Here is a 21,802-nt window from a genome sequence, read left to right as displayed (position 1 = left end):
CCTGTATTTGTTTTATGAGACTTCTCACGATAGCCCTGGGGGATGAAGGGCGCCTTAACCCGACATAAACAAGCCGTAAAGATGGGCAGCGCCGCGCCCTCTCGCTGCTAGGATTCGCCCACCCCAACACCCCGCACGCCCTGCGCTGCGCTACCGGAGCCCCACCGTGAAGCCATCCCTGCGCCCTCTTGCCTCCACCGCCGCCGTTGCGCTGGCCGCTGCCTGGGTGGCTGCCGCCAACCCGGCCCTGGCGCAAGACACTGCCTCGCCAGTGACTTCGCGGATTGCCCGCGTCACCGTGTACCCCGGCAGCGCCACGGTGGAACGTGTAGCCAAGGTGCCCGCCGGTGCGCGCAGCATCACGCTGGGTTGCCTGCCTGCGTCGCTCGATGCGCAAAGCCTGCAGATCAACGCCGACCCCGCCGTGCGCGTGGGCGAATTCAATGTGCGCACCGAAGACCGCGACGTGGTGGCCGCCTGCGCCAGCCCGCTCGATGGCCGCATCCGCGAGCTGGAAGACCAGATCGCCGCCGTGAAGGCCGAAGCCGCCTCGCTGCAACTGGTCGATGGCTACCTGAAGAACGTAGCGACCGGGGGAGCTGGCACTGAAGCGCCCGGCGGCCGCTTGCAAGCCACCACGCCCGCACAGATCGCTGCCACCGCCGACGCGCTGCGCAAGTCGGCGCACGAATCGAAAACCCGCGCGCACCAGTTGCAGCGCAAGCAAGAGGCACTGGAGCTGGCCCTCAAGCCCTTGGCCGCGGAGCGCGAACGCACCGCCAGCCAGCGGGCGCAGGTGGTCTCCATCACCGTGACGCTGGCCACCGACCGCGAGGCCGAGTTGCGCCTGTCTTACCAGGTGCGCGGCACCGGCTGGCAGCCCACCTACCGCGCCACTCTCGATGCCGCCAAACCCAGCGTGCTGCTGGAACGCCAGGCCCTGGTGGCGCAAAACAGCGGCGAGGACTGGAGCAACGTGCAGCTCACCCTCTCCACCGGCCAGCCCGGCCGCACCACCCAGGGCCGCCTGCCCCGCCCGTGGACGCTGGACATCGCACCGCCCACCCCCAAGGCCGCCCCGGTGCCCGCCATGGCCATGGCAGCCCCTGCCCCCGCATCGCCCCTAGCGCGCCGCAGCGTGGCCGAAGACGCCCTGCCCAGCTTTGAAGTGACCAGCACCGACAAAGCCTTTGCCACCGAATTTGCCGTGCCACAGCGCATCACCGTGCCCTCCAACGGCCAGCGCGTGACGCTGGCCCTGGGCAGCTACACCGCGCCCGCCACCCTCATCACCCGCACCGCGCCTGCCATGGAAGAAGCCGCCTATCTGGTGGCCGAACTGGCCCCGCCCCCTGGCGTGTGGCCGGCGGGCAATGCCAACCTGTACCGCGACGGCGCCTTTGTGGGCACGGGCCGCATCGACTTTGCCGCGGCCACCAGCGCCAACGGCACCAGCAGCCTGGCCTTTGGGCGCGACGAGCTGGTGACCGTGCGCGCCGAGCCCGTGCAGGATTTGACGGGCAGCGCAGGCTTCACCGGCTCGCGCGTGGAGCGCCGCACCCGCCGCGCCTACACCGTGGAAAACCGCCACAAAACACCCGTCACGCTGCAAGTGCTGCACGCCGCGCCCGTCTCGCGCAACGAGAAGATCGAGGTGGAATCACGCTACCAGCCCCAGCCCACCGACCTGGCCTGGAACCGCAACCCTGGCACCGTGGCCTGGCAGCAGCCGCTGGCTGCCGGGGCCACTGCGCAGTTCAGCGCAGAACACACCATCCGCCACCCCAAAGACCTGGACGTACAGGAACGCCAATGACCTTCGCTTCCCCGACTTCTGCAGCAGCAGCCCCTGGCGTGGCCGCCCCGCGCCGCGCCAGCGCCGCCTTCATGCTGGCACACCCGGCCCACGCCATAGCGCTGGGCTTTGGCTCCGGCCTCTCTCCGTTGGCCCCCGGCACCGTGGGCACGCTGTGGGGCTGGATGTCGTTCCTGGTGCTCATGCCCTGGCTCAGTGCTGCGCAAATGGGCCTGCTGATTGCAGGCGGCGCGCTGGTGGGCTGGTGGGCCTGCACCACCACGGCACGCAACCTGCGCGTGGCCGACCCCGGCGCCATCGTGTGGGACGAAATCGTGGCCTTCTGGCTCGTGCTGTGGCTGGCCATGCCCATGGGCCTCATGGGCCAGATCGTGGCCTTTGCCCTGTTCCGCTTTTTTGACGCCGCCAAGCCCGGCCCCGTGGGGTGGGCTGACAGCCTGTTCAAAGGCTTTGGCTGGCGCGGTGGCTGGGGTATCTTGTTCGACGACTTTGTGGCAGCCTTCTGTACCCTGCTGGTCATTGCACTGTGGAGGTTCTTCGCATGAACCCCGCAGCGCCCATCACCCCTCATCCACTATCAAAAAGTGAGCTACCAGCGCTTACAAATCAAGCGCTGGAGGCCAATTTGATTCAAATCTCCACCACCCTGCTGGCCCGTGGCTGGATGCTGGCCACCGCCGAAAGCTGCACCGGCGGCATGATCGCCGCCGCCTGCACCGACCTGGCAGGCTCCAGCCAGTGGTTTGAGCGCGGCTTCGTCACCTATTCCAACGAGGCCAAGACCGAACTGCTGGGCGTGCCTGCCGGGCTGATCGCCACCCACGGCGCCGTGAGCGAACCCGTGGCCCGCGCCATGGCCCTGGGCGCCGTCGCCCATTCCCGCGCGCAAGTGGCCGTGGCCGTCACCGGTATTGCGGGCCCCACCGGCGGCACTGCCGACAAGCCCGTGGGCACCGTGTGGTTTGGCTGGAACGTGAACGGCAACATCACCACCGCCACCCGCCGCTTTGACGGCGACCGCGCTGCTGTGCGCCAGCAGACGCTGGCCTGGGCGTGCGCGCGGTTGAACGCCCTATTGCAAACACCCCCGCCTGCACCCCGCTAATTCAACGGAAAGTCATCCAGACAAACACAGGCAACGCCGCCCAGGCGGCACTGCAGCCGCCGCGCTGCGGGTAGCATGCCCCCCACATTCAGGAGGAGACCGCATGCACCCCAACGCCCAGACCCTGCAACGCTTCTACACCGCCTTCAGCCAGCTTGACCACGCCACCATGGCCGCCTGCTATGCGCCGGATGCGATGTTTGAAGACGAGGCCTTTTCGCTGAAAGGCCGCGAGCAGATCGGCGGCATGTGGCGCATGCTGTGCAGCGCCGCCCAAAAGCCCGCCGCTGCCAAGCACTGGAAGCTGGAGTACAGCGGCATCGAAGCCGACGCCAACGGCGGCCGCGCGCACTGGGAGGCGCACTACCTCTTCAGCGCTACCGGCCGCGCGGTGCACAACATCATCGACGGCACCTTCACCTTCACACCCGACGGGCTGATCGCCACCCACCGCGACCGTTTCAACTTCTGGCGCTGGTCGCGCCAGGCTCTGGGGCTGCCAGGGCTGCTGCTGGGCTGGTCGCCCTCGCTGAAGCGCAAAGTGCGCAGCACGGCAGCGGCCAATCTGAAGAAGTTTTTGGCACAGGGCTGATTCAGGCGCCATCCGTGGCGCGGGCTTCTGCCGCGCCACCCATGCGGTCAATCAACACGGCACTGGCCGCGTTCAGCCCCAGCACCTGCACCGTGCAGCCGTGGTGGCGCAGGCGTTCCACCACCTTGTCGAGCGCGGCTACGGCGGTGATGTCCCAGAAGTGGGCGTGCGTCACGTCGATGACCACCGCGCGGCCTTCGGCGCCCAGCACGTCAAACGCCTCGATGAACGCATCGGCGGAGGCAAAGAACACCTGGCCGGACACCTGCCAGGTGCGTTGACCGGTCTGCGGGTCGTCGTGCACGCGCACGTCCAGCATGCGCGAGACCTTGAAGGCAAAGAACACGCCGCTGAGCACCACGCCCACGGCCACGCCAGCGGCCAGGTTGTGGGTGGCGATGGTGACGGCCACGGTGGCCAGCATGGCGGCGCTGGAAAGGCGCGGGTGGCGCACCAGGGCGCCGAGCGATTTCCATTCGAACGTCTCGGCCGACACCATGACCATGATGGCCACGAGCGCGATCACCGGCACCTGCGACACCCAGTCTTTCAGCGCCACCATGAGGATGAGCAGAAACACCCCGGCAAACAGCGTGGACAGGCGCCCGCGCCCGCCGTACTTCACGTTGCCCACGGCCTGGCCGATCATTCCGCAGCCAGCAATGCCACCAAAGCAGCTGGCTGCGATGTTGGCCACGCCCAGCCCGGCGCATTCGCGGTTCTTGTCGCTGGGGGTGTCGGTCAGCTCATCGACCACGGCAGCGGTGAGCACCGATTCGAGCAGGCCCACCATGGCAATCGCCAGCGCGGGCAGCAGGATGATGCGCAGGGTGTCGAGCGACACGGGCACCTGCGGCAACGCAAACACGGGCAGCGCATCGGGCAACTGCCCCAGGTCACCCACGGTGGTCAGCTTGAGGCCTAGAGCCGACGCCAGCACCGTCAGCACCACCACGCAGATCAGCGGTGACGGGATCACGGACAGCGCAGGCCATGCCAGCCGCTGGCCCAGCCACGGCAGGCCGTAGATGAGCGCGAGCCCCAGCGCCAGCGCGCCCCAGGTGGCTGCGCTGGCCCCGTGCAGGTGCGGCAGCTGCGCGGCAAAGATCAGGATGGCCAGTGCATTCACAAACCCCGTACGCACCGAGCTGGACACAAAGCGCATCAGCACGCCCAGCTTCATCAACCCAAACGCCACCTGCACGGCCCCAGCCAGCAGCCCGGCCGCCAGCAGGTAGCCCAGCCCGTGCGACTGCACCAGCGGCGCGGCCACCAGCGCCACCGAGCCCGCAGCGGCCGACACCATGGCGGGCCGCCCGCCGGTGAAGGCGATGACCAGGCTGATGACAAACGAGGCAAAGAGCCCCACTGAAGGATCGACCCCGGCCACGAACGAGAAAGCGATGACCTCGGGAATGAGCGCAAACGTGGCCACGGCCCCGGCCAGCAGTTCGCGTGGAATGCTGGGCGCCCATTCGGCGCGCAGGCGGGTGAGGAAAGATGGATTCATGGAAGCTGCAAAGCAAAGCGCGCCCGAAGGCGCGCTGCGAGACATATCAAACAAAAACAGGCTCTAGCGCTTATCTATAAAGCGCAAGCAGCTACAAACTCAATAGCAAAACACAATACATCTCACCGAGGATAGGGGCCACACATTCGCATCAATCCCGATCTCTTCAGTGCGCGCAGCCCTACCAGCGGCCACCGCGCAAGGGCCGCCAAGCCGCTCAAGCGGCGCTTCGCTTGCGGGCGCTGGTGGCGTCCCCCTTCCCGAATCGCATAGCGATTCGAGAGAAGGGGGAAGGCGCGCAGCGCCTCAGGGGGTTGTACTCATCCTCCATGGCACTTCTTGTACTTCTTGCCGCTGCCGCAGTGGCAAGGATCGTTGCGGCCGGGCTCGGGGACCTTGCGCAAGGTTTCCACACGCGGGCCCATGCTCTTCCACAGCTGGCGCAGGTCGTACACGGCCCAGATGGCTTCGCCGAAGGCTTCCACGCGCGCCTGGCTGGTGCTGGGTGGGCCGTCTTCGTTGTACATGCAGACTTCGGGCTTGCCGGTGTCGTCTTCGGTCAGCGCGACGATGCTGTCGAGCGCATCGTCCAGCCACTGGGCGGCTTCCTTGTCGCGCGGGGCGGCCCAGTCTTCGGGCCAGTTTTCCACAGCGAACATGAAGCCCAGGGCCCACACCTGGCCGAAGGATGGGATTTCCTGGCCTTCCATTTCGGCGCGCTCGGCCTCAGGCAGGCTGGCCACGGCACCGCGCATGTCCATCGCTTCGGGCTGGAAGGTGCGCTCGTCGTCCAGCGTCTTCACGTCGGTGTCGAGCTGGGTGACGATCTCGTTCCAGCGGCGGTCCCACAGCTCCAGAAAGCGCGCTTGCTGGGCAGCATCGGCAAAGGCGGGCAGCAGCGGCAGCGGCTCGCCTTCGGCCACTTCCAGCTCGGCACCATCGCCCAGCAGCATGGGCAGGTATTCGGCGGGGGCGATGGGGCGGCGGCTGCAGATCACGGCCGTCATGAAGCCATCGCAGAACTCCCACTGCGGGATTTCTTCGCCACGCGTGCGCAGGTCGTCCAGCAGGTTGTCGAGTTCTTCCAGCTCGGCAGCCGTCAAGCCCAGCGCCGGGGCGGCAGCCGAGGAAGTGGTGGTCAGTTCAGTATCGCCCTGGGGCGCAGTGGATTCGGTGGGATTCATGGGTGGGCTCCGATAGGGCGAAGGGGCAGGCGGGGTGCGCTGGGCCTTGCAGGTGCGGCAGCGTGGTGGCGCAACGCCGAGGCCGCGAGTTTATCCGGCAGCACACCCCGCGGCCAGCCCACGGCCGCGACAGCGGCACAATAGCGCCCTTGCCCACCGGTGCCCTGAGAACCTTTTCAAAGAGCCTGTGCCCCCGTTTTCAGGCCCGCACCGTGGTGCAGCCGTGCCCTGCGCTTTCATGAATTTGCCCACCATCACCCAGCCCGCTGCAGCGCCCCAGCCGCCTGTGGACTATGCCGCCTATCTGGCCCGCCAGCTGGCCGTGCAGCAGTTCAACGTGGCCAGTTACCGCCTGGGCGATGAGCAGGTGTGGGTGAAAAAAGCCAACACGCCCCATGGCATGGCGCGCTACCGGGTGCTGGGGGCCCTGGCCACGCTGTTTGGCCTGCCGGTGCTATACCCAGTGCCCAACCTGGGCGGCCGCACCGCCATTGCCACCGAAGTGCGGCGGCTGCGCGATCTGGCCGCACGCGGGCTGCGCGTGCCCACCGTGCTGGCAGCGCAGGAAGACGGTTTCATCATGCGCCACCTGGGGCGGCCGGCAGAGCAAACGCCATCGCTCGGCAACGAGATCGAGGCCGCCGTGCCCGCAGGCCCCGAGGCCGTGCTGCGCCTGTGGCTGCAAGGGCTGCGTGCCATTGAACTGGTACACAACCAGGGCACCTGCCTGAGCCAGGCCTTTGCCCGCAACCTGGTGCGCTGCCCCGACGGCGTGGTGGGCTACATCGACTTTGAAGACGACCCCACCGCCGTGCTGCCCCTGCCGCTGTGCCATGGCCGCGATGCACTGTGCTACGCCCATTCCACCGCCATCTACCTGCGCCAGTGTGGCGCGCTGGAAGATGCCCGCCCGCTGTGGGCGCAGTGGCTGCAGGCCCGTGGCCCGGCGCTGCAAGAGGTAATGGAGCAGACCATGCACCGCATGCGTTTTGCCCGCCACCTGCCCCAAAGCCGCAAGCTGGGGCGTGATGTGCAGCGGGTGCGGGCGGCGTACGATCTGCTGCGCCCCTGACATGCGCCCACGGGCAGCGCACCCTCTGGGGTGCCCGCAGTCGTGGAAGAAACATCGGGAGCAAAAGCGAAAAGGCAAAAGGCCAGACTCGGTACGCGCGCCGGTCTGAGCTGCCGAGTCGGCTTTGGCTGACAGGTGCGGGGTGGGCGCATCCCCTATGGTTCAGCCAGCTGCTTCGCACCCTTATTTTTCCACCGTTATATGCCAGACACCACTCCTGCGACAGCCCTGACCGACACGGCGGCTGCCCCTGTAGCCGCGCCGCAACCCACCCCAAAAGCCCGTCGCCGACGCCCGCCCACGCTCTCCTGGTCTGCCTGGAAGCAGTTCATGAGCGTGGCTCGCCCCTACTGGCTGGGCGACCAGAAACGCATGGCCTGGGGGCTGCTGGCCCTGCTGGTTGGCCTGATGGTGCTGGAGACCCAGCTCGCCGTGATGCTGATCGACAAGACCGGTGAACTCACATCGGCCCTGGCCGCCAAGCAGGTGGACCGCTTCTGGAGCGCGGTGCGCGCCAGCCTGATGGTGGTGGCAGTGGCGGTGCCCGTGTACGCCTTCTACTACTACATGCGCGATGCGTTCTCCAACCACTGGCGCCGCTGGCTCACGCACCGTTTTCTGGATGGCTACCTGAGCGAGCGCAAGTACTACGACATCGGCAACGCCCGGGACATCGACAACCCCGACCAGCGCATCAGCGAAGACATCAACACCTTCACCGGCCGCTCCACGCACTTCCTGCTCATCTTCCTGGGCTCGCTGATGCAGCTGGTCGCGTTCAGCGCGGTGCTGTGGTCCATCTCGCACACGCTGGTGGCGTTTTTGGCGGTGTACGCACTGCTGGGCACCTTTGGCGCGCTGTACCTGTTCGGGGCGCCGCTCATCCGGCTCAATTTCTGGCAGATCCGGCGCGAGGCCGATTTCCGCTTCGGCCTGATGCGCCTGCGAGAAAACGCCGAGTCCATCGCCTTTTATCGGGGCGAGCCCCAGGAGCGCGCCCAGCTCAACCAAAGGTTCGAGGCCGTGTTCAGCAACTTTGCCAAGCTGATCAAGAAGCAGCGCTCGCTCAACCTGTACCAGCGCGGGTTCAGCCAGCTCACGCTGGTGCTGCCTGCCATCATCCTGGCCAACGACGTGCTCAGTGGCGAGCTGGAGGTGGGGCGTGCCATCCAGGCGGCGGGCGCTTTTGCGGCGGTGCTGGCCGCCGTGTCGCTGATCGTGGACAACTTCGAAAGCCTCAGCCGCTTCGTCGCCGGGATTGACCGCCTGCACGCCCTGTCGCAGGTCGTGCTCAAAACACCTGCGGCCCCAACGCCCTGGGCGGAACCGCCCACCAGCGAGGACGCAGCCCCGGCACCCCACGATGGCGCCCAGATCATCACCCGCGAGGGCGACACCCTGGCCCTGGAGGGGCTGACGCTGCACACGCCGCAGTTTGGCCGCCTGCTGGTGCAGGACCTTTCTCTCACCCTGGCCGCCGGAGACGCCCTGCTCATCACCGGCCCCAGTGGCTGCGGCAAAAGCTCGCTGCTGCGCGCGATGGCAGGGCTGTGGCGCTCAGGCCAGGGCACCGTGCAGCATCCGCCCCTCGCAGACATGTTCTTCCTGCCGCAGCGCCCCTATCTGCAGCCCGACACCCTGCGCAGCCAGATCATCTATCCCAGCCAAACCACAGAGCTGACTGACGACCAGTTGCTGGAACTGCTCGACGAGGTGCAACTGGGCTCGCTGGCTGAACGCGTGGGTGGGCTCGATGCGTCGCACGACTGGGAGAAGCTGCTGTCCACCGGCGAGCAGCAGCGCCTGGCGTTTGCGCGGGTCTTGGCCCGCACGCCCCGCATCGTCATCCTGGACGAAGCCACGAGCGCGCTGGACAGCGCCAACGAGGCAGCGCTGTATGAACGCCTGCGGGCCACGGGCATGGCGCTGGTGAGCATTGCCCACCGCCCTGCCGTGCTGCGGCACCACACGCAGGTGCTGCAGCTCAAGGGCGACGGCGCCTGGCAACTGGTGGCGGCAGCCGACTTCAGCTTCGACGAATAAAGGGAGCGGTGCGGAGCAAAGCCGTCTGGCCCCCAACTGCGGCTGCAGCTTTCAAGCAGCGGCTGCGGCCGGGCTTTCGTCCAGCACCAGCGCGGTGGCCACGTGGGCATCCAGCGTCAGGAGGCGCTTGCGCATGCAGATCACGGCCTTGTCCTTGCTCAGCAAAATGGCGCGGTGTGCGGCGGCCAGGTCAATGAACTTCTGGTCGTCCGCGTCCTTGCACACGTAGGCCACGCGGGGGGCAATCTCCACCAGCCGGGCCTGTGCGTCAAAGGCGGCCAGCACCTGCGCCGCATCCACGCGGTAGAAGTCCATGCGCGAAACGATGTGCGGGTAGGCCAGCACCCGCTCCAGCTCATCGCGCATGACCTGCGTGGCAATCCAGTCCAGGCGCCCCTGGGCCAGCAGGGTGCGCAGCGGGGCGGTGCGCGGGTCGCTGAAGATCAGCAGATCCAGCGCCACGTTGGTGTCCACCACCACCGGGCGCGCAGGTGCGCCTGGCACGCCTTCGGCGGGCAGGTGCAGCTCAACCTGCATGCTGTGCCCCGCCGCCCTCGGCCTTGTTCGGGCGCTCACGCAGGGTGCCCTTGACCATGTCGAAGCGGAACATGCGGCATTCGATGGGGCCGTTCCACATCGGCACGCGGCGCGATTCTTTCAGGCGCATCTTGCTGGGCAGCTTGAGGTCGGGCGTGAGCATCCAGGCCGTCCAACCGCTGTAGTTCTTTTTCCAGTGCGTGGCCAGTTGGGCGAAGAATTCGCCACCATCGTCGGTGTGCGCAGCCTCGCGGCCCACGCTGGCGCCCAGGGCGCGCTCGGCGGCGCGTTCGTTGGCGTTGCGCCCGGCGGTACCGGCTGCGGCAATGCGCTCGCCGTAGGGCGGGTTCAGCAGCATCACACCGGGCTGCTCGCACGGCGGCATGCGCTGCAGGGCATCGCCACCGCGCAACTGCACGGCACCGGCCACGCCCGCGCGCTCGGCGTTGCGCTGGGCAAAGTCCACCATGCGGTGGGCCACATCACTGCCAAAAATGGGCACAGGGCTTTCACAGATTGCGCCATCAGCTTCGTTTTTGATAGCAGTCCAGACGTGTGCCTGGAACGGCAACAGCTTTTCAAACGCAAAGCGGCGCAACATGCCAGCGGGAATGCGGCAGGCGATCTGCGCGGCCTCGACCACGATGGTGCCGCTACCGCAGCAGGGGTCGTACAGGGGCTGGGGGTGCTCGCCGTGCGGGTCCCAGCCGCTGGCAGCGATCATCGCAGCGGCCAGGGTTTCTTTCAGGGGGGCGTCGCCCTTGTCCTCGCGCCAGCCGCGCTTGAACAGCGGCTCGCCCGAGGTGTCGATGTAGATCGTGGCTTCGTCGGTGGTCAGGTGCATGTGAATGCGCACGTCGGGCCACTGCGTGTTCACATCCGGGCGCACGCCGGTCTTGGCACGGAAGCGGTCGGCCACTGCGTCTTTGACCTTGAGGGCAGCGAAATTCAGGCTCTGCAGCGGGCTGTGCTGGGCTGTGACCTCGATCTTGAAGCTCTGGCGCGTGGTGAACCAGATCTCCCAGGCCACGTCGCTGGCCAGGGCGTACAGGTCGTTTTCAGAGCGGTACATGCGGTGCGCCAGTTGCACCAGCACGCGCTGGGCCAGGCGGCTGTGCAGGTTCAGCTGCAGCGCCTGGCGCCAGGAGCTGCGCAGCAGCACGCCACCGCGCCCCACCAGCAGGTCGTTGCCCGTGAGGCCGGTGATGCCGTGCACCTCGTCGGCCAGAAAGCCCTCGACACCAGCGGCGCAGGGGAGAAAAAGTTGGAGTTGGTTCATAGGGGGTACCTCTGGTGGTGCCGGTGCATGGTACGCAAGGCAGGCGCGCTGCCAAGGCCCACAGGCCCTGGCACGGACGCTGCAGCGGCGGTGGCCAGCTACAACGCCTTGCGCAAATTGGCCGGCGCAATCTTGAGCGCTTCGCGGTATTTGGCCACGGTGCGGCGGGCGCATTCAATGCCTTGCTCCTTGAGCATCTCAGCCAACTGGCTGTCGGACAAGGGCTTGGTGGGGCTTTCAGCGGCCACGAACTGTTTGATGAGCGCGCGCACGGCCGTGCTGGAGGCGTTGCCCCCGGTTTCGGTGCCCAGGCCCGAGCCGAAGAAATACTTGAGCTCGTACGTGCCAATCGGCGTGGCCATGTACTTGGCCGTGGTCACGCGGCTGATGGTGGATTCGTGCAGGCCCAGCTCGTCGGCAATGTCGCGCAGCACCAGCGGGCGCATGGCCAGCTCGCCATGGGTGAAGAAGCTCTTTTGCCGCTCGACGATGGCGCGCGAGACGCGCAGGATGGTGTCAAACCGCTGCTGGATGTTCTTGATGAACCAGCGCGCCTCTTGCAGGCGCTGCTGCAGGCCCGCGTGGCCCTCGCCGCCCTTGCTCCCTTTGCCGCCGCGCAGGGCGCCAGCGTAGATGTCATGCACGCGCAGGCGCGGCATCACATCAGGGTTGAGCGAGACGATGAAATTCTGCTGCCCGCTGGTGCCGTTGCTGCGCCCGGCTTTGCGCACGATCACATCAGGCACGATGATGTTGCGCTCCACGTCCACAAAGCGCCGCCCTGGGCGGGGTTCCAGCCGGGCAATCAGGGCCATGGCGGCGCGGGTACGCTCTTCGCCCGCAGCACCGCCTTCGGTGCAGGCCTGGGTGAGGCGGCGCACATCGCGGCGGGCCAGCATTTCCAGCGGTTGCTGGCAGATTTGCAGCGCAGTCTGCACCACGTCGGGCGGCACGCCGCTGTGCGCATCGGCCGCCAGAGCGCTGAGCTGCAGCGTGAGGCACTCGGCCAGGTTGCGGGCACCCACGCCCACGGGTTCCAGGGTTTGCAGCAGGCGCTGGGCTACGGTGAAGCGGTGCACCAGCTCGTCGATCTGCTCCAGGTCGTCAGGGCCCGCCAACGCAATGGCCAGCTCCTGCAGCGACTCTTCCAGGTAGCCGTCGTCGTTGAGCGATTCGATCAGGAAGCGCAGAGCAGCGCTGTCCACTTCGGACAGGCGCAGCGCCAAGGCCTGGCGGTGCAGGAAGGCGGTGAGGGACTCTTGCGAACGCGCCAGTTCGGTCGCGTCGGCCTCCTCGCCTTCGGAGTCATTGCGGTTGCGAGGCGGGGCGTCGCCACCCCACTCACTGTCGTTGGGCGCCATCTCCACCGTGCCGTCGCCGCTCCAGTCGGGCTCGTCAGCGACGCTGCTGCTGTGGTCGGCATCTGATGAAGCATCAAAATCGCCTTCAGCGCCCGTAGATGAAGCGCTGCTAGCTCCTGAATAGATAGCATCATCGACACCGTGGTCGTCGGCCTGGGCGGGGGCGTTGGCATGCTCCAGGCCAAACTCTTCGCGCGGTGCTTCGTCGGTGGCGCGTTCGAGAAAAGGGTTTTCGTCGAGCATCTGCTCGACTTCCTGGCCCAGCTCCAGCGTGGACAACTGCAGCAACCGAATGGATTGCTGCAGCTGCGGGGTCAGGGCCAAGTGCTGCGAAACGCGCAGGGACAGGCCGGGCTTCATGCCAGAGCCCCCAGCCCACGCACCAGCGCGGACACACCATTCACAAAAGCCACACTCACACTGGCCATCACATGCGGAAGTGTTCGCCCAGGTACACGCGGCGTACCTCGGCGTTGTCCACGATCTCCGATGGCGTGCCCTGCGCCAGCACCCGCCCATCGCTGATGATGAAGGCGTGGTCGCAAATGCCCAGGGTTTCGCGCACGTTGTGGTCGGTGATCAGCACGCCAATGCCGCGCGCCTTGAGGAAGCCGATGATGCGCTGGATCTCGATCACGGCAATGGGGTCGATGCCCGCAAAGGGCTCGTCCAGCAGGATGAAGCGCGGCTGCGTGGCCAGAGCGCGGGCGATCTCGACGCGGCGGCGCTCGCCACCCGACAGGGCCAGTGCGGGCGATGCGCGCAGGTGTTCCACGCGCAGCTCCTGCAGTAGCGAGGTGAGCTGCTCTTCGATGGCCGCACGCGACAGCGGGGCGTTGTTCTCGTCGCGCTGCAGCTCCAGCACAGCGCGCACGTTCTCCTCGACGGAGAGCTTGCGGAAGATCGACGCTTCTTGCGGCAGATAAGACAGCCCCAGCCGCGAGCGGCGATGGATGGGCATGTGCGCCACCGACTGGCCATCGATACGGATGTCCCCGCCATCGCTGCGCACCAGGCCCACGATCATGTAGAACGACGTGGTCTTGCCCGCGCCATTGGGGCCCAGCAAGCCCACCACTTCGCCTTTTTGCACGACCAGCGAAACGTCCTTAACCACCTTGCGGCTGCCGTAGGACTTGGCCAGGTGCGAGACTTCCAGGCGGCTGGAGGATACGCCAGGGGCTGCGGCTTGCACGGAACGATCACTCACTGGCTGCCACCGCCCAAAGAATTGCTGGGGCGCAGCGCCGGGCCAGAGGCCGGGGCTGCAGGCGCCGCCGCACCGGCGGCGGGCTCCTTGGGCGCCAGCACCGCGCGCACGCGGCCGCTACCGGTTTGGCCGTCGGCCGAAGGCGTGGCCTTCTTTTGCCCGTCCACCGTGAACACATCGGTCAGGTTGTTGTAGACGATGACGGCGCCCGTGATTTCGTCGCTCAAGGCACCGCCCCGGTAGCGGCGCAGCTCGGCGCGGGTGATAAAGCGCACGTTGTCGGTGCGGCCGTCGTATTCGATGACCTCGCCCTCGCCTTCAATGAATTCCTCGGGTGCGCCTGGCAACGTGTCGCGCTTTTGGCGGAAGAACGCGCGCTTGCCGGCTTCAGCGGTGACGATGCCCGACTGGTAGCCATCGGCATCCTGGCGCACATCCAGCCGCGCACCGCGCAGCACGATGGAGCCCTTGGTCATCACCACCCGGCCCGAAAAGACGCTGGTCTGTTTGACTTCATCGTGCCGCAGCGCATCGGCCTCGATGTTCATGGGCTTGCTGCGGTCGGCCTTTTCAGCCTGCGCCGCGCCAAAGGCGCAGGTCAAGGCTGCAAGCACAAGGAGGGAGGTAATGCGATGTTTCATGGAGGGCACGAATCTTGCAATCATTGTAGCCATGCATTGCCGCCCAGCATGAAAAAAGCCCGCTGGCGCGCAATGCCAGTCAGTTAAGAGCTGACTGGCATTTTTTCGTTGGGAATTTGGAAGCGCGTTTTTTGACGACCCTTGGGAAGCTGCGCCCAGTGCGGCGTGGCGGCAGCACGAAGTGTCGCGATTGCGCCAACAGGGCTGCCAACTGCTTGGGCAAGGTGCCGGCAGAGTCCAGGCTGGGGACCGCCAGCAAGTTCACGATGGCGTAGCTGGCTGTGTGGAAGCTGATGCGCTGGGGCTCGACCTGGACGTGCGCTGCCATCTCGCGCATCCAGCGGCGCAGCAGCGTGTAGGCGATCAGCACACCCCACAGCTCCTGGCGCACCAGCGCGGGCTGCTTGCTGCGCAGCACCGGCTCACCCTCCTGCAGGGTCTGCTTGATCTCCCGGAACCCCAACTCGATCTCCCAACGCTGGCGGTAGAGCTCGGCCAGCTCCTGCGCCGGATGCGTGCGGGGACACAGCAAGGATGTGATGAAGCGGCGCAGCCGTCCACCCACGCTCACCTCGATCAGGCGTGCCTGCCAGTGGCTGGGCAGATGCGGGTGTGCCTTGCGCGCTTGTGGGGACACCGGCATGCGGATCAGCGCATCGCCGCGCGCCAGTTGCTGGACGATCTCATGGCGCAGATTGTCCCGCGCGCGCATCAACCAGTGGCGCTGCGTACCCGCAGCCTGCCAGTCCAACAGGAACGCTGCCGAGAAGTACGCTCGGTCAAACAGGGTCACGGAGTGATCCTCGCCGCGCAACTGCGCTGCCAGGCTCAATTCGCCGCAGTCCATGGCGCCGAGCTTGGCATCAAGCATCTCGTGGCTGTGTGTGTCCATCAGGCAAGTGGCGCGGATCTGCGGCCAGGGCGAGAGGCCATGCTGGTTGCTGCAGCTGCCCAGTTCGACTCGATTCTCAGGGGTGTCCGGCGCCGACCAGACCACACCATCCACAGCCAGTACGCGCAGTGGCTGGCGCACATTCACCGCAGGACGGCTCCAGGCTTGGGTCAGTAGAGCGAACAGCTCGGCCAGAGGCTCCTCGCCCAGGCGCTGGCGGGCTTGCACGCTGACGCTCGGTGCGGGCGGCGCTTGTCCATCCAGGCTCAAATCCAGCTGCTGCACCACCTGCCACAGTGGCCGGTCGCGAAACAGCGCCAGTCCGATCACAAGCCACACGGCATGTTCGGCAGGCAGCTTGCGCCGGCGGATGGAGGCCTTGCCGCTGGTCCCCAGCGCCTGTGCGATCCAGGTGGGGTCTATCAACGCGCTGAGCTGCTCGAGGCGATCAGGTACTCGGGGCAGGGTCTGGCGCAAGGCGTTTGCAAGCAGGCTCATCAAGCAAAAAAGGGAACGTGTTGAACACGTCCCCTTTTTACTGGATCAAGCCGCCTGCGGGCTTAACTGACTGGCATTACGCTGGCGCGGGCTTTTGTACTGCAGGGCTGAATCAGCGGTGCATCAGGCCTTGCGGGTCTGGCCCACCAGGTAGTCCACCACTTGCAGCACGGTCTGCATGCTGCCAGCCATGGTGCCATCGGTGTAATAGCGGCCTGCTACGCCCATGGAAGGCACACCTTCCACGCCGTACTCGCCTTGCAGTTGCGCAGCGCGGCGGGCCTGGTTGTTCACGGTGAAGGAGTTGTAGACCTCCTTGAACTTGGCCACATCCACGCCCTGGTTGCCCACCCAGGCAAAAATGTCGTCGTCCTTGGCCAGCTTGAGCTTTTCCACGTGGATGGCGCGGAACACCTTGGCGTGCACAGCGTCGAGCTTGCCCATGCCTTCCAGCGCGTAGTACAGCTTTTGCTGGGGCACGAAGCTGGCGTTGAACGCCACTGGCACGCGACGGACGACGAGGTCCTTGGGCGCGGCCTTGATCCAGGCGTCGAGCACGGGCTCGAACGAATTGCAGTGGGGGCAGCTGTACCAGAAGAACTCGATGATCTCGATCTTGCCGGCAGGGGCCTCGGTAGGCGCAGGCTTGGAGAGCTTTTGGTAGTCCTTGCCCTCTTTGAACTGGCGCACTTGCGCTGCAGCGGGCAGCGCCACTGGCAAAGTGACCGCAGAGGCTGCAACAGCGGAGGCAGCGGACAGGGAAAACTCGCGACGTTTCATGAAAAGAACACTCCTTGGTCTGGTCTTTAGGATGTGAGCGGCATGCCTCGAAAAAGTTCAGCCGTGGGCGACGGCCGCATCAACGCTGCACGCGCACCAGCGCAGATTCCACGCCCGTACCGTCCAGTTTGTCTTTGAGGGCGGCTGCGTCATCGCGCTTGGCGAACGGCCCCACGCGAACGCGGAAGACCGGGCGGCCGTTTTGCTCGCGCTCGCTCACGCGGGCTTCCCAGCCCATCATGGCCAGCTTGGCGCGCTGGGCATCGGCATCGGCCTGCGTGCGGAAGGCACCGGCCTGCACAAAGTAGTCATAAGGGTCCGCGCTACCTGCCTCCGCAGCCTTGGCTTTGGCCAGGTCACCCAGCGGGTCGGCGCTGGTGGGCTTGCCAGTTTCTTCTTTTTCGGGCTTGCTGGCAGCCGCCTTGGGGGCCGATGCGGCAGCCCCCTTGGGCTCCGCGGTGGCCACAGGCTGTGCGGCGGGGGTGGCGGGTTCAGCCCCGGCAGCCGAAGCGGCTGGCGCAGGCGGCTTGGCGGCCGACTTGCCACGCAGTGGCGAGTTGGGATCCCAGTCCTTGTTTTTTTGCGCCTCGGCAGCGTCCTGGTCTGCACCGCGCGCACCACCCTTGTTCAGGAATGGGACAGGCACTTTAGTGACGTACACCGCCACGGCCAGGGCAGCGCCCAAACCCACGATCACACCCAGGATGAATCCCAGGATGGTTCCGCCCAACTGTTTTTTCTTCATGGTAGTTTCCACTCACATTCTGGCCGGGGCCGACACACCCAGCACCGCGAGACCGTTGTGCAAGACCTGCGCCGTGGCCGCGACAAGCGCCAGGCGGGCCTTCTTCACCGCCTCATCATCCACCAGGATGCGCTCGGCATCGTAGTAGCTGTGGTACGCCGAGGCCAGGTCACGCAGGTAGAAGGTCACATCGTGGGGCGCCTCACCCAGCGCAGCGGCCGTGAGCATTTCGGGGTATTTGGCGAGTTGCAGCATGAGCGCCTGGGCCTGAGGGCCTTCCAGGGCCGACAGGTCCACATCCTTGAGCGAAGCCACATCGCCGCCGCCCGCCTCTTGCCATGCGCGCAGCACCGACTGGATGCGCGCATGGGCGTACTGCACGTAGTACACGGGGTTGTCGTTGTTCTGGGCCACGGCCAGATCCACGTCAAAGGTGTACTCGGTGTCGGGCTTGCGGCTCAGAAGGAAAAAGCGCACCGCGTCCTTGCTGGTCCACTCGATCAAATCGCGCAGCGTGACGTAGCTGCCAGCGCGCTTGCTGATCTTGACCTCTTCGCCGCCACGCACCACGCGCACCATGGTGTGCAGCACGTAGTCGGGGTAGCCCTGGGGGATACCTACGTCGGCGGCTTGCAGGCCTGCGCGCACGCGGGCGATGGTGCCGTGGTGGTCGGTGCCCTGGATGTTGACCACCTTGGCAAAGCCGCGCTCCCACTTGGCGATGTGGTACGCCACATCAGGCACGAAGTAAGTGTAGGTGCCGTCGCTCTTGCGCATGACGCGGTCCTTGTCGTCGCCGTAGTCCGTGCTCTTGAGCCACAGCGCGCCGTCTTGCTCGTAAGTTTTGCCGTTGGCGACGAGCTTGTTCACCGTGGCCTCGACGCGGCCGCTGGTGTACAGGCTCGATTCGAGGTAGTACTGGTCAAAGTGCAGGTTGAACGCCTGCAGATCCTTGTCCTGCTCATTGCGCAGGTAGGCCACGGCAAACTGGCGGATGTTGTCGTAGTCATCGACATCGCCATTGGCGGTGAACTCGCGGTCGTCCGCTTTCACGGTGGCCTTGGCCTTGAAGGCCTCGGCAATGTCGGCGATGTAGTCGCCGTTGTAGAAGTTCTTGGCCAGCGGGTTGTCGCTGTCGGTGGGCCAGCAGTCGTCACCCGGCTTGAAGCCCTTGGCGCGCAGTTGCGTGCTCTTGGTCAGGGTGTCGATCTGCACACCGGCGTCGTTGTAATAGAACTCGCGGTGCACACTCCAGCCCTGCGTGGCGAAGAGGTTGCTGATGGCGTCGCCAATGGCGGCCTGGCGGCCATGGCCCACGTGCAGCGGGCCGGTAGGGTTGGCCGATACGAATTCGACCAGCACGCGCTGGCCGTTGCTGGGCTGGTAACCAAAGCGCTCGCCCGCGCCCAGCACCTCACGCACCACTTCCTGCTTGGCAGCGGGCTTGAGGCGGATGTTCAGGAAGCCGGGGCCTGCGATTTCAATCGCATCCACCCAGCGCTGGTAGGCGGGGGTGGCCTCCAGCGTGGCCTTGAGCTGCTCGCCCAGGGCGCGGGGGTTGAGCTTGAGGGGCTTGGCCAGTTGCATGGCAGCCGTGCAGGCAAAGTCGCCGTGGGCGGCAACCTTGGGGGATTCAAAGGCCGCCTTGGCACCGGCGCCGGGAGAAATGGCATCCAGCGCAGTAGCCAGCGTGGCCAGGAGTTCGTTTTTGACAGAGAGCATCGGCGGATTTTACGGGTGCCCACCCCAAGCCCTGTGAACACAGTGACCAAGCACGCCACAGCGGTCCGCACCCGATGAGCGGGGTCAGCGCGCCGCCGCCCGGGGCAGCCCCACCCACAGCGCCAGATACCAGGCAGAAATCTTGATGGAACCAAGAGGCAACAGATCGTAAGAAATCTGCCGCATGATGCATGGCTGTCATCGCCGCCAAAGTTTGGCGCGTTGACCACTCACCATCCCACCCGGTTTGGTTGTCGATGTTCCACAAACGTTCTGGAGCCCCTATGAAAAAGTTTCTTTCCCTGACTGCCCTGGGCCTGGCCCTTTCGATCAGCGCAGTCCACGCTGCCGACGCGCCCGCTGCTGCGGCAGCCCCTGCCGCCAAGGCCGCTCCCGCCACCGCTGCTGCCCCAGCCGCCGCCACACCTGCAGCGCCGGCCTCCGCTCCAGCCGCAGCCCCCACCAAGCAACAAACCAAAATGGCCACCTGCAACGCAGAAGCCGGCGACAAGAAGGGTGACGAGCGCAAGGCGTTCATGAAGTCGTGCCTGAGCAACAAGCCCGCCACGCAACAAGACAAGATGAAGGCTTGCAACGCGGACCCTCAAGCCAAAACCCTCAAGGGCGATGAGCGCAAGGCATTCATGAGCGAGTGCCTCAAGAAGTGAGGGGCCGGGCGGTTCCCACTATCCGCCCACCCCACACGAAAAAGCCCGCCAAGCGCAAGCCTGGCGGGCTTTTTCCTTGGTGCAGCGCTGCTTACCAGCCCCGCGCCCAGAACACGGCAATCACCGCCACCACGGGCAGGATGTGCGACTGCACCATGACCCAGCGGCGGGTGCTGCGCACCTCGGCCTCGCCGGGCAATGCGCCCGTCTGGTTCAGGGCCTTGAGCCAGCGGCGGAAGGTAAGCGTGGGTTTGATGGACAGCAACCCCATCAGCACGAACAGCGTTATCTTGACGTGAAACAGCGGCTGCGAGACATACCAGGACAGCCCCTTCACACCAAAGTACAGGCGCGCCAGCCCCGTGGCCAGCAGCACCACGGCGGTAATGCCGTAGATCAGATCCAGCCGCGCCAGGCGCTTGACCACCGCGGGGTTCATCCATTCCGAACGGCACAGCGCGGCTTCGCTGGTCAGAAAAACCACCAGCGTGAGGATGGCCACCATGTGCAATGCGGCCAAGACAGCTTCAAGAGTCATGAAATATCCTTTGAAAACACCAGAGCCCCGCGGCAGACGCAGGACAGCCAACGGCCGCTGTTGCGCCAGAGCCCCTGATGAGCGCCGCCATTGTGCTTGATCCCCCCAACCTACCTATAAAAAAAGCGGCGCAAGCCCCCAAGGGCCGCGCCGCCATCCACGTCCACCGGAAGATGCAATCAGACCAGAGTGCGCCCTGTCGCGGTCACGGGCACCTCAGAATCCACCACGGGCGCCACCGCCGCAGCGGCTGGCAGGGCGTGGCCGTTCAGCGCAGCGTCCAGGCGCTCATAGTCCAGCGCGTTTTCCCAGCGGGAGACGACCACCGTGGCCACGGCGTTACCGATGAAGTTGGTGAGCGAGCGGCATTCGCTCATGAAACGGTCCACGCCCAGAATCAGCGCCATACCGGCCACCGGCACTTCAGGCACCACGGCCAGGGTGGCGGCCAGGGTGATGAAGCCCGCGCCCGTCACACCCGCTGCGCCCTTGGACGACAACATCGCCACCAGCAGCAAGGCCACTTGGTGGCCCAGCGTCAGTTCGGTGTTGGTGGCCTGGGCGATGAACAGCGCGGCCAGCGTCATGTAGATATTGGTGCCGTCTAGGTTGAAAGAGTAGCCCGTGGGCACCACGAGACCCACCACCGACTTGCTGCAACCGGCCTTTTCCATTTTTTCCATCAGCGATGGCAAGGCCGACTCCGACGACGACGTGCCCAGCACCAGCATCAGCTCGGCCTTGAGGTAACGGCACAGCTTGAGCACCGAGAAACCGGACAGCCGCGCCACAAAGCCCAGAATCACCACCACAAACAGCAACGACGTGACGTAGAACGAACCCACCAGCCAGGCCAGGTTCACCAGCGAACCCAGGCCAAACTTGCCGATGGTGAACGCCATGGCGCCAAACGCACCCAGGGGCGCGGCCTTCATCACGATGCCCACCACCTTGAACACGGGCGTCGTCAGCGCATCCAGAAAGTTCAGCACCGGGCGACCGGGCTCACCCACCATGGCCAGGCCAATGCCGAACAGCACGGCCACCAGCAGCACCTGCAGGATGTTGTCGCCCACAAAGGGGCTGACCAGCGTCTTGGGGATGATGTCCAGCGCAAAGCCGGTGAGCGTCATCTCGTGCGACTTGGCCACGTAGCCCTTCACGGCGGTCTGGTCCAGGTCTGCGGGGTTGATGTTCATGCCAGCACCGGGCTGCACCACGTTGGCCACCACCAGCCCCACCACCAGCGCCAGGGTGGAGAAGAACAGGAAGTACGCCATGGCCTTGCCAAACACGCGGCCCACGGTGCTCAGTTGCGACATGCCGGCAATGCCGGTCACGATGGTCAGGAAGATCACCGGCGCGATGATCATCTTCACCAGCTTGATGAAGGCATCGCCCAGCGGCTTGAGCGCTTCGCCATAGGCAGGCTCGAGGTGGCCCAGCAACACGCCCAGGGCGATGGCGAGCACCACCTGAAAGTACAGTTGCCGGTAAAAAGGCAGCTTCAAGGTCGAAGCGGCTGGAGCGGAATGGTTCTGCATGGGGGACGGGTCTCCAAAAATCACGGGGCAGCTCCACAGGGGCCACCGGTACGCGTTGAGGGTGC

General features: G+C 65.9%; 20 protein-coding genes. 7 read left to right on the top strand and 13 right to left on the bottom strand.

Annotated features, from left to right (window positions below; all coding sequences use genetic code 11):
* The first annotated feature begins 166 nt into the window (after positions 1–166).
* The 4 genes from PQV96_RS01605 (at position 167) to PQV96_RS01590 (ending at position 3,513) form a co-directional block, all read left to right on the top strand.
* Positions 167–1,816 (top strand): DUF4139 domain-containing protein, encoded by a 1,650-nt coding sequence (locus PQV96_RS01605; RefSeq protein WP_273624355.1) that lies wholly within the window; start codon positions 167–169, stop codon positions 1,814–1,816.
* On the top strand, positions 1,813–2,361 hold the full coding sequence (locus PQV96_RS01600) for a phosphatidylglycerophosphatase A family protein (RefSeq protein ID WP_273624354.1): 549 nt from the start codon (positions 1,813–1,815) through the stop codon (positions 2,359–2,361). The genes PQV96_RS01605 and PQV96_RS01600 overlap by 4 nt, the downstream gene beginning before the upstream one ends.
* On the top strand, positions 2,358–2,921 hold the full coding sequence (locus tag PQV96_RS01595) for a CinA family protein (protein ID WP_420482178.1): 564 nt from the start codon (positions 2,358–2,360) through the stop codon (positions 2,919–2,921). Before PQV96_RS01600 ends, PQV96_RS01595 begins: the two co-directional genes overlap by 4 nt.
* A 103-nt stretch (positions 2,922–3,024) precedes the next feature.
* Positions 3,025–3,513: a nuclear transport factor 2 family protein gene (locus PQV96_RS01590; RefSeq protein WP_273624353.1), complete on the top strand. Its 489-nt coding sequence runs from the start codon at positions 3,025–3,027 to the stop codon at positions 3,511–3,513.
* Position 3,514: 1 nt separating this feature from the next.
* Here the strand turns inward: PQV96_RS01590 and PQV96_RS01585 are convergent, their stop codons facing one another.
* Complete coding sequence (locus tag PQV96_RS01585) at positions 3,515–5,023, bottom strand: SulP family inorganic anion transporter (protein ID WP_273624352.1); 1,509 nt, start codon at positions 5,021–5,023, stop codon at positions 3,515–3,517.
* A gap of 320 nt (positions 5,024–5,343) precedes the next feature.
* Positions 5,344–6,207, bottom strand: coding sequence for a UPF0149 family protein (locus PQV96_RS01580; protein ID WP_273624351.1), 864 nt, complete (start codon positions 6,205–6,207; stop codon positions 5,344–5,346).
* Between the two features lie 238 nt (positions 6,208–6,445).
* Between PQV96_RS01580 and PQV96_RS01575 the strand changes: the two genes are divergently transcribed.
* Both PQV96_RS01575 and PQV96_RS01570 read left to right on the top strand, forming a co-directional pair.
* Positions 6,446–7,279 (top strand): BUD32 family EKC/KEOPS complex subunit, encoded by an 834-nt coding sequence (locus PQV96_RS01575; protein WP_273624350.1) that lies wholly within the window; start codon positions 6,446–6,448, stop codon positions 7,277–7,279.
* A gap of 330 nt (positions 7,280–7,609) precedes the next feature.
* Positions 7,610–9,322 (top strand): ABC transporter ATP-binding protein/permease, encoded by a 1,713-nt coding sequence (locus tag PQV96_RS01570; protein WP_273624349.1) that lies wholly within the window; start codon positions 7,610–7,612, stop codon positions 9,320–9,322.
* A gap of 51 nt (positions 9,323–9,373) precedes the next feature.
* Here the strand turns inward: PQV96_RS01570 and PQV96_RS01565 are convergent, their stop codons facing one another.
* The 9 genes from PQV96_RS01565 to argS form a co-directional block, all read right to left on the bottom strand.
* Positions 9,374–9,859 carry a putative toxin-antitoxin system toxin component, PIN family gene (locus tag PQV96_RS01565; protein WP_207373814.1) on the bottom strand — a complete coding sequence of 162 codons (486 nt, stop codon included), beginning with the start codon at positions 9,857–9,859 and terminating at the stop codon, positions 9,374–9,376.
* Entirely contained in the window at positions 9,849–11,138 is a 1,290-nt protein-coding gene (locus PQV96_RS01560; protein WP_207373813.1) for a THUMP domain-containing class I SAM-dependent RNA methyltransferase, read from the bottom strand. Before PQV96_RS01560 ends, PQV96_RS01565 begins: the two co-directional genes overlap by 11 nt.
* A 98-nt stretch (positions 11,139–11,236) precedes the next feature.
* A complete protein-coding gene (rpoN, locus tag PQV96_RS01555) occupies positions 11,237–12,859 on the bottom strand; it encodes an RNA polymerase factor sigma-54 (protein WP_273624348.1) in 1,623 nt (540 codons plus the stop codon).
* Positions 12,860–12,926: 67 nt separating this feature from the next.
* Positions 12,927–13,709, bottom strand: coding sequence for an LPS export ABC transporter ATP-binding protein (lptB, locus tag PQV96_RS01550; RefSeq protein ID WP_420482177.1), 783 nt, complete (start codon positions 13,707–13,709; stop codon positions 12,927–12,929).
* Positions 13,706–14,350 carry a lipopolysaccharide transport periplasmic protein LptA gene (gene lptA / locus PQV96_RS01545; protein ID WP_044396402.1) on the bottom strand — a complete coding sequence of 215 codons (645 nt, stop codon included), beginning with the start codon at positions 14,348–14,350 and terminating at the stop codon, positions 13,706–13,708. The genes lptB and lptA overlap by 4 nt, the downstream gene beginning before the upstream one ends.
* A 79-nt stretch (positions 14,351–14,429) precedes the next feature.
* Positions 14,430–15,740: an IS4 family transposase gene (locus tag PQV96_RS01540; RefSeq protein WP_273624347.1), complete on the bottom strand. Its 1,311-nt coding sequence runs from the start codon at positions 15,738–15,740 to the stop codon at positions 14,430–14,432.
* Positions 15,741–15,863: 123 nt separating this feature from the next.
* The gene (locus PQV96_RS01535) at positions 15,864–16,520 is read right to left on the bottom strand and encodes a thiol:disulfide interchange protein DsbA/DsbL (RefSeq protein ID WP_044396400.1); all 657 of its coding nucleotides are present in this window, start codon (positions 16,518–16,520) and stop codon (positions 15,864–15,866) included.
* 79 nt (positions 16,521–16,599) lie between these two features.
* Positions 16,600–17,265, bottom strand: a complete 666-nt coding sequence (locus PQV96_RS01530) for an SPOR domain-containing protein (RefSeq protein WP_142082998.1) — start codon at positions 17,263–17,265, stop codon at positions 16,600–16,602.
* A gap of 12 nt (positions 17,266–17,277) precedes the next feature.
* Entirely contained in the window at positions 17,278–18,987 is a 1,710-nt protein-coding gene (argS, locus tag PQV96_RS01525) for an arginine--tRNA ligase (protein ID WP_273624346.1), read from the bottom strand.
* A gap of 284 nt (positions 18,988–19,271) precedes the next feature.
* Here argS and PQV96_RS01520 point away from each other — a divergent pair, with 284 nt between their 5' ends.
* A complete protein-coding gene (locus tag PQV96_RS01520) occupies positions 19,272–19,655 on the top strand; it encodes a PsiF family protein (protein ID WP_273624345.1) in 384 nt (127 codons plus the stop codon).
* Between the two features lie 91 nt (positions 19,656–19,746).
* Here the strand turns inward: PQV96_RS01520 and PQV96_RS01515 are convergent, their stop codons facing one another.
* Positions 19,747–20,193: a DUF2214 family protein gene (locus PQV96_RS01515; RefSeq protein ID WP_044396392.1), complete on the bottom strand. Its 447-nt coding sequence runs from the start codon at positions 20,191–20,193 to the stop codon at positions 19,747–19,749.
* Between the two features lie 179 nt (positions 20,194–20,372).
* Positions 20,373–21,737: a dicarboxylate/amino acid:cation symporter gene (locus PQV96_RS01510; RefSeq protein WP_273624344.1), complete on the bottom strand. Its 1,365-nt coding sequence runs from the start codon at positions 21,735–21,737 to the stop codon at positions 20,373–20,375.
* Between the last annotated feature and the right edge of the window lie 65 nt (positions 21,738–21,802).

The organism is Acidovorax temperans (assembly GCF_028596105.1).
Taxonomy (GTDB): Bacteria; Pseudomonadota; Gammaproteobacteria; order Burkholderiales; family Burkholderiaceae_C; genus Acidovorax; species Acidovorax temperans.
The sequence above is the reverse complement of the archived record's forward strand: the minus strand, read 5'-3'. Positions and strand labels throughout refer to the sequence as shown.

What these genes read in the sequence shown, in the direction of transcription:
- PQV96_RS01595 (WP_420482178.1), top strand. Translation starts at nt 2,358, where the DNA reads ATGAACCCCGCAGCGCCCATCACCCCTCATCCACTATCAAAAAGTGAG.
- PQV96_RS01585 (WP_273624352.1), bottom strand. Translation starts at nt 5,023, where the DNA reads ATGAATCCATCTTTCCTCACCCGCCTGCGCGCCGAATGGGCGCCCAGC.
- PQV96_RS01530 (WP_142082998.1), bottom strand. Translation starts at nt 17,265, where the DNA reads ATGAAGAAAAAACAGTTGGGCGGAACCATCCTGGGATTCATCCTGGGT.
- PQV96_RS01540 (WP_273624347.1), bottom strand. Translation starts at nt 15,740, where the DNA reads ATGAGCCTGCTTGCAAACGCCTTGCGCCAGACCCTGCCCCGAGTACCT.
- PQV96_RS01560 (WP_207373813.1), bottom strand. Translation starts at nt 11,138, where the DNA reads ATGAACCAACTCCAACTTTTTCTCCCCTGCGCCGCTGGTGTCGAGGGC.
- rpoN (WP_273624348.1), bottom strand. Translation starts at nt 12,859, where the DNA reads ATGAAGCCCGGCCTGTCCCTGCGCGTTTCGCAGCACTTGGCCCTGACC.
- PQV96_RS01600 (WP_273624354.1), top strand. Translation starts at nt 1,813, where the DNA reads ATGACCTTCGCTTCCCCGACTTCTGCAGCAGCAGCCCCTGGCGTGGCC.
- PQV96_RS01570 (WP_273624349.1), top strand. Translation starts at nt 7,610, where the DNA reads ATGAGCGTGGCTCGCCCCTACTGGCTGGGCGACCAGAAACGCATGGCC.
- PQV96_RS01575 (WP_273624350.1), top strand. Translation starts at nt 6,446, where the DNA reads ATGAATTTGCCCACCATCACCCAGCCCGCTGCAGCGCCCCAGCCGCCT.
- PQV96_RS01535 (WP_044396400.1), bottom strand. Translation starts at nt 16,520, where the DNA reads ATGAAACGTCGCGAGTTTTCCCTGTCCGCTGCCTCCGCTGTTGCAGCC.
- lptA (WP_044396402.1), bottom strand. Translation starts at nt 14,350, where the DNA reads ATGAAACATCGCATTACCTCCCTCCTTGTGCTTGCAGCCTTGACCTGC.
- PQV96_RS01590 (WP_273624353.1), top strand. Translation starts at nt 3,025, where the DNA reads ATGCACCCCAACGCCCAGACCCTGCAACGCTTCTACACCGCCTTCAGC.
- PQV96_RS01510 (WP_273624344.1), bottom strand. Translation starts at nt 21,737, where the DNA reads ATGCAGAACCATTCCGCTCCAGCCGCTTCGACCTTGAAGCTGCCTTTT.
- PQV96_RS01580 (WP_273624351.1), bottom strand. Translation starts at nt 6,207, where the DNA reads ATGAATCCCACCGAATCCACTGCGCCCCAGGGCGATACTGAACTGACC.
- PQV96_RS01565 (WP_207373814.1), bottom strand. Translation starts at nt 9,859, where the DNA reads ATGCAGGTTGAGCTGCACCTGCCCGCCGAAGGCGTGCCAGGCGCACCT.
- PQV96_RS01515 (WP_044396392.1), bottom strand. Translation starts at nt 20,193, where the DNA reads ATGACTCTTGAAGCTGTCTTGGCCGCATTGCACATGGTGGCCATCCTC.
- argS (WP_273624346.1), bottom strand. Translation starts at nt 18,987, where the DNA reads ATGCTCTCTGTCAAAAACGAACTCCTGGCCACGCTGGCTACTGCGCTG.
- PQV96_RS01520 (WP_273624345.1), top strand. Translation starts at nt 19,272, where the DNA reads ATGAAAAAGTTTCTTTCCCTGACTGCCCTGGGCCTGGCCCTTTCGATC.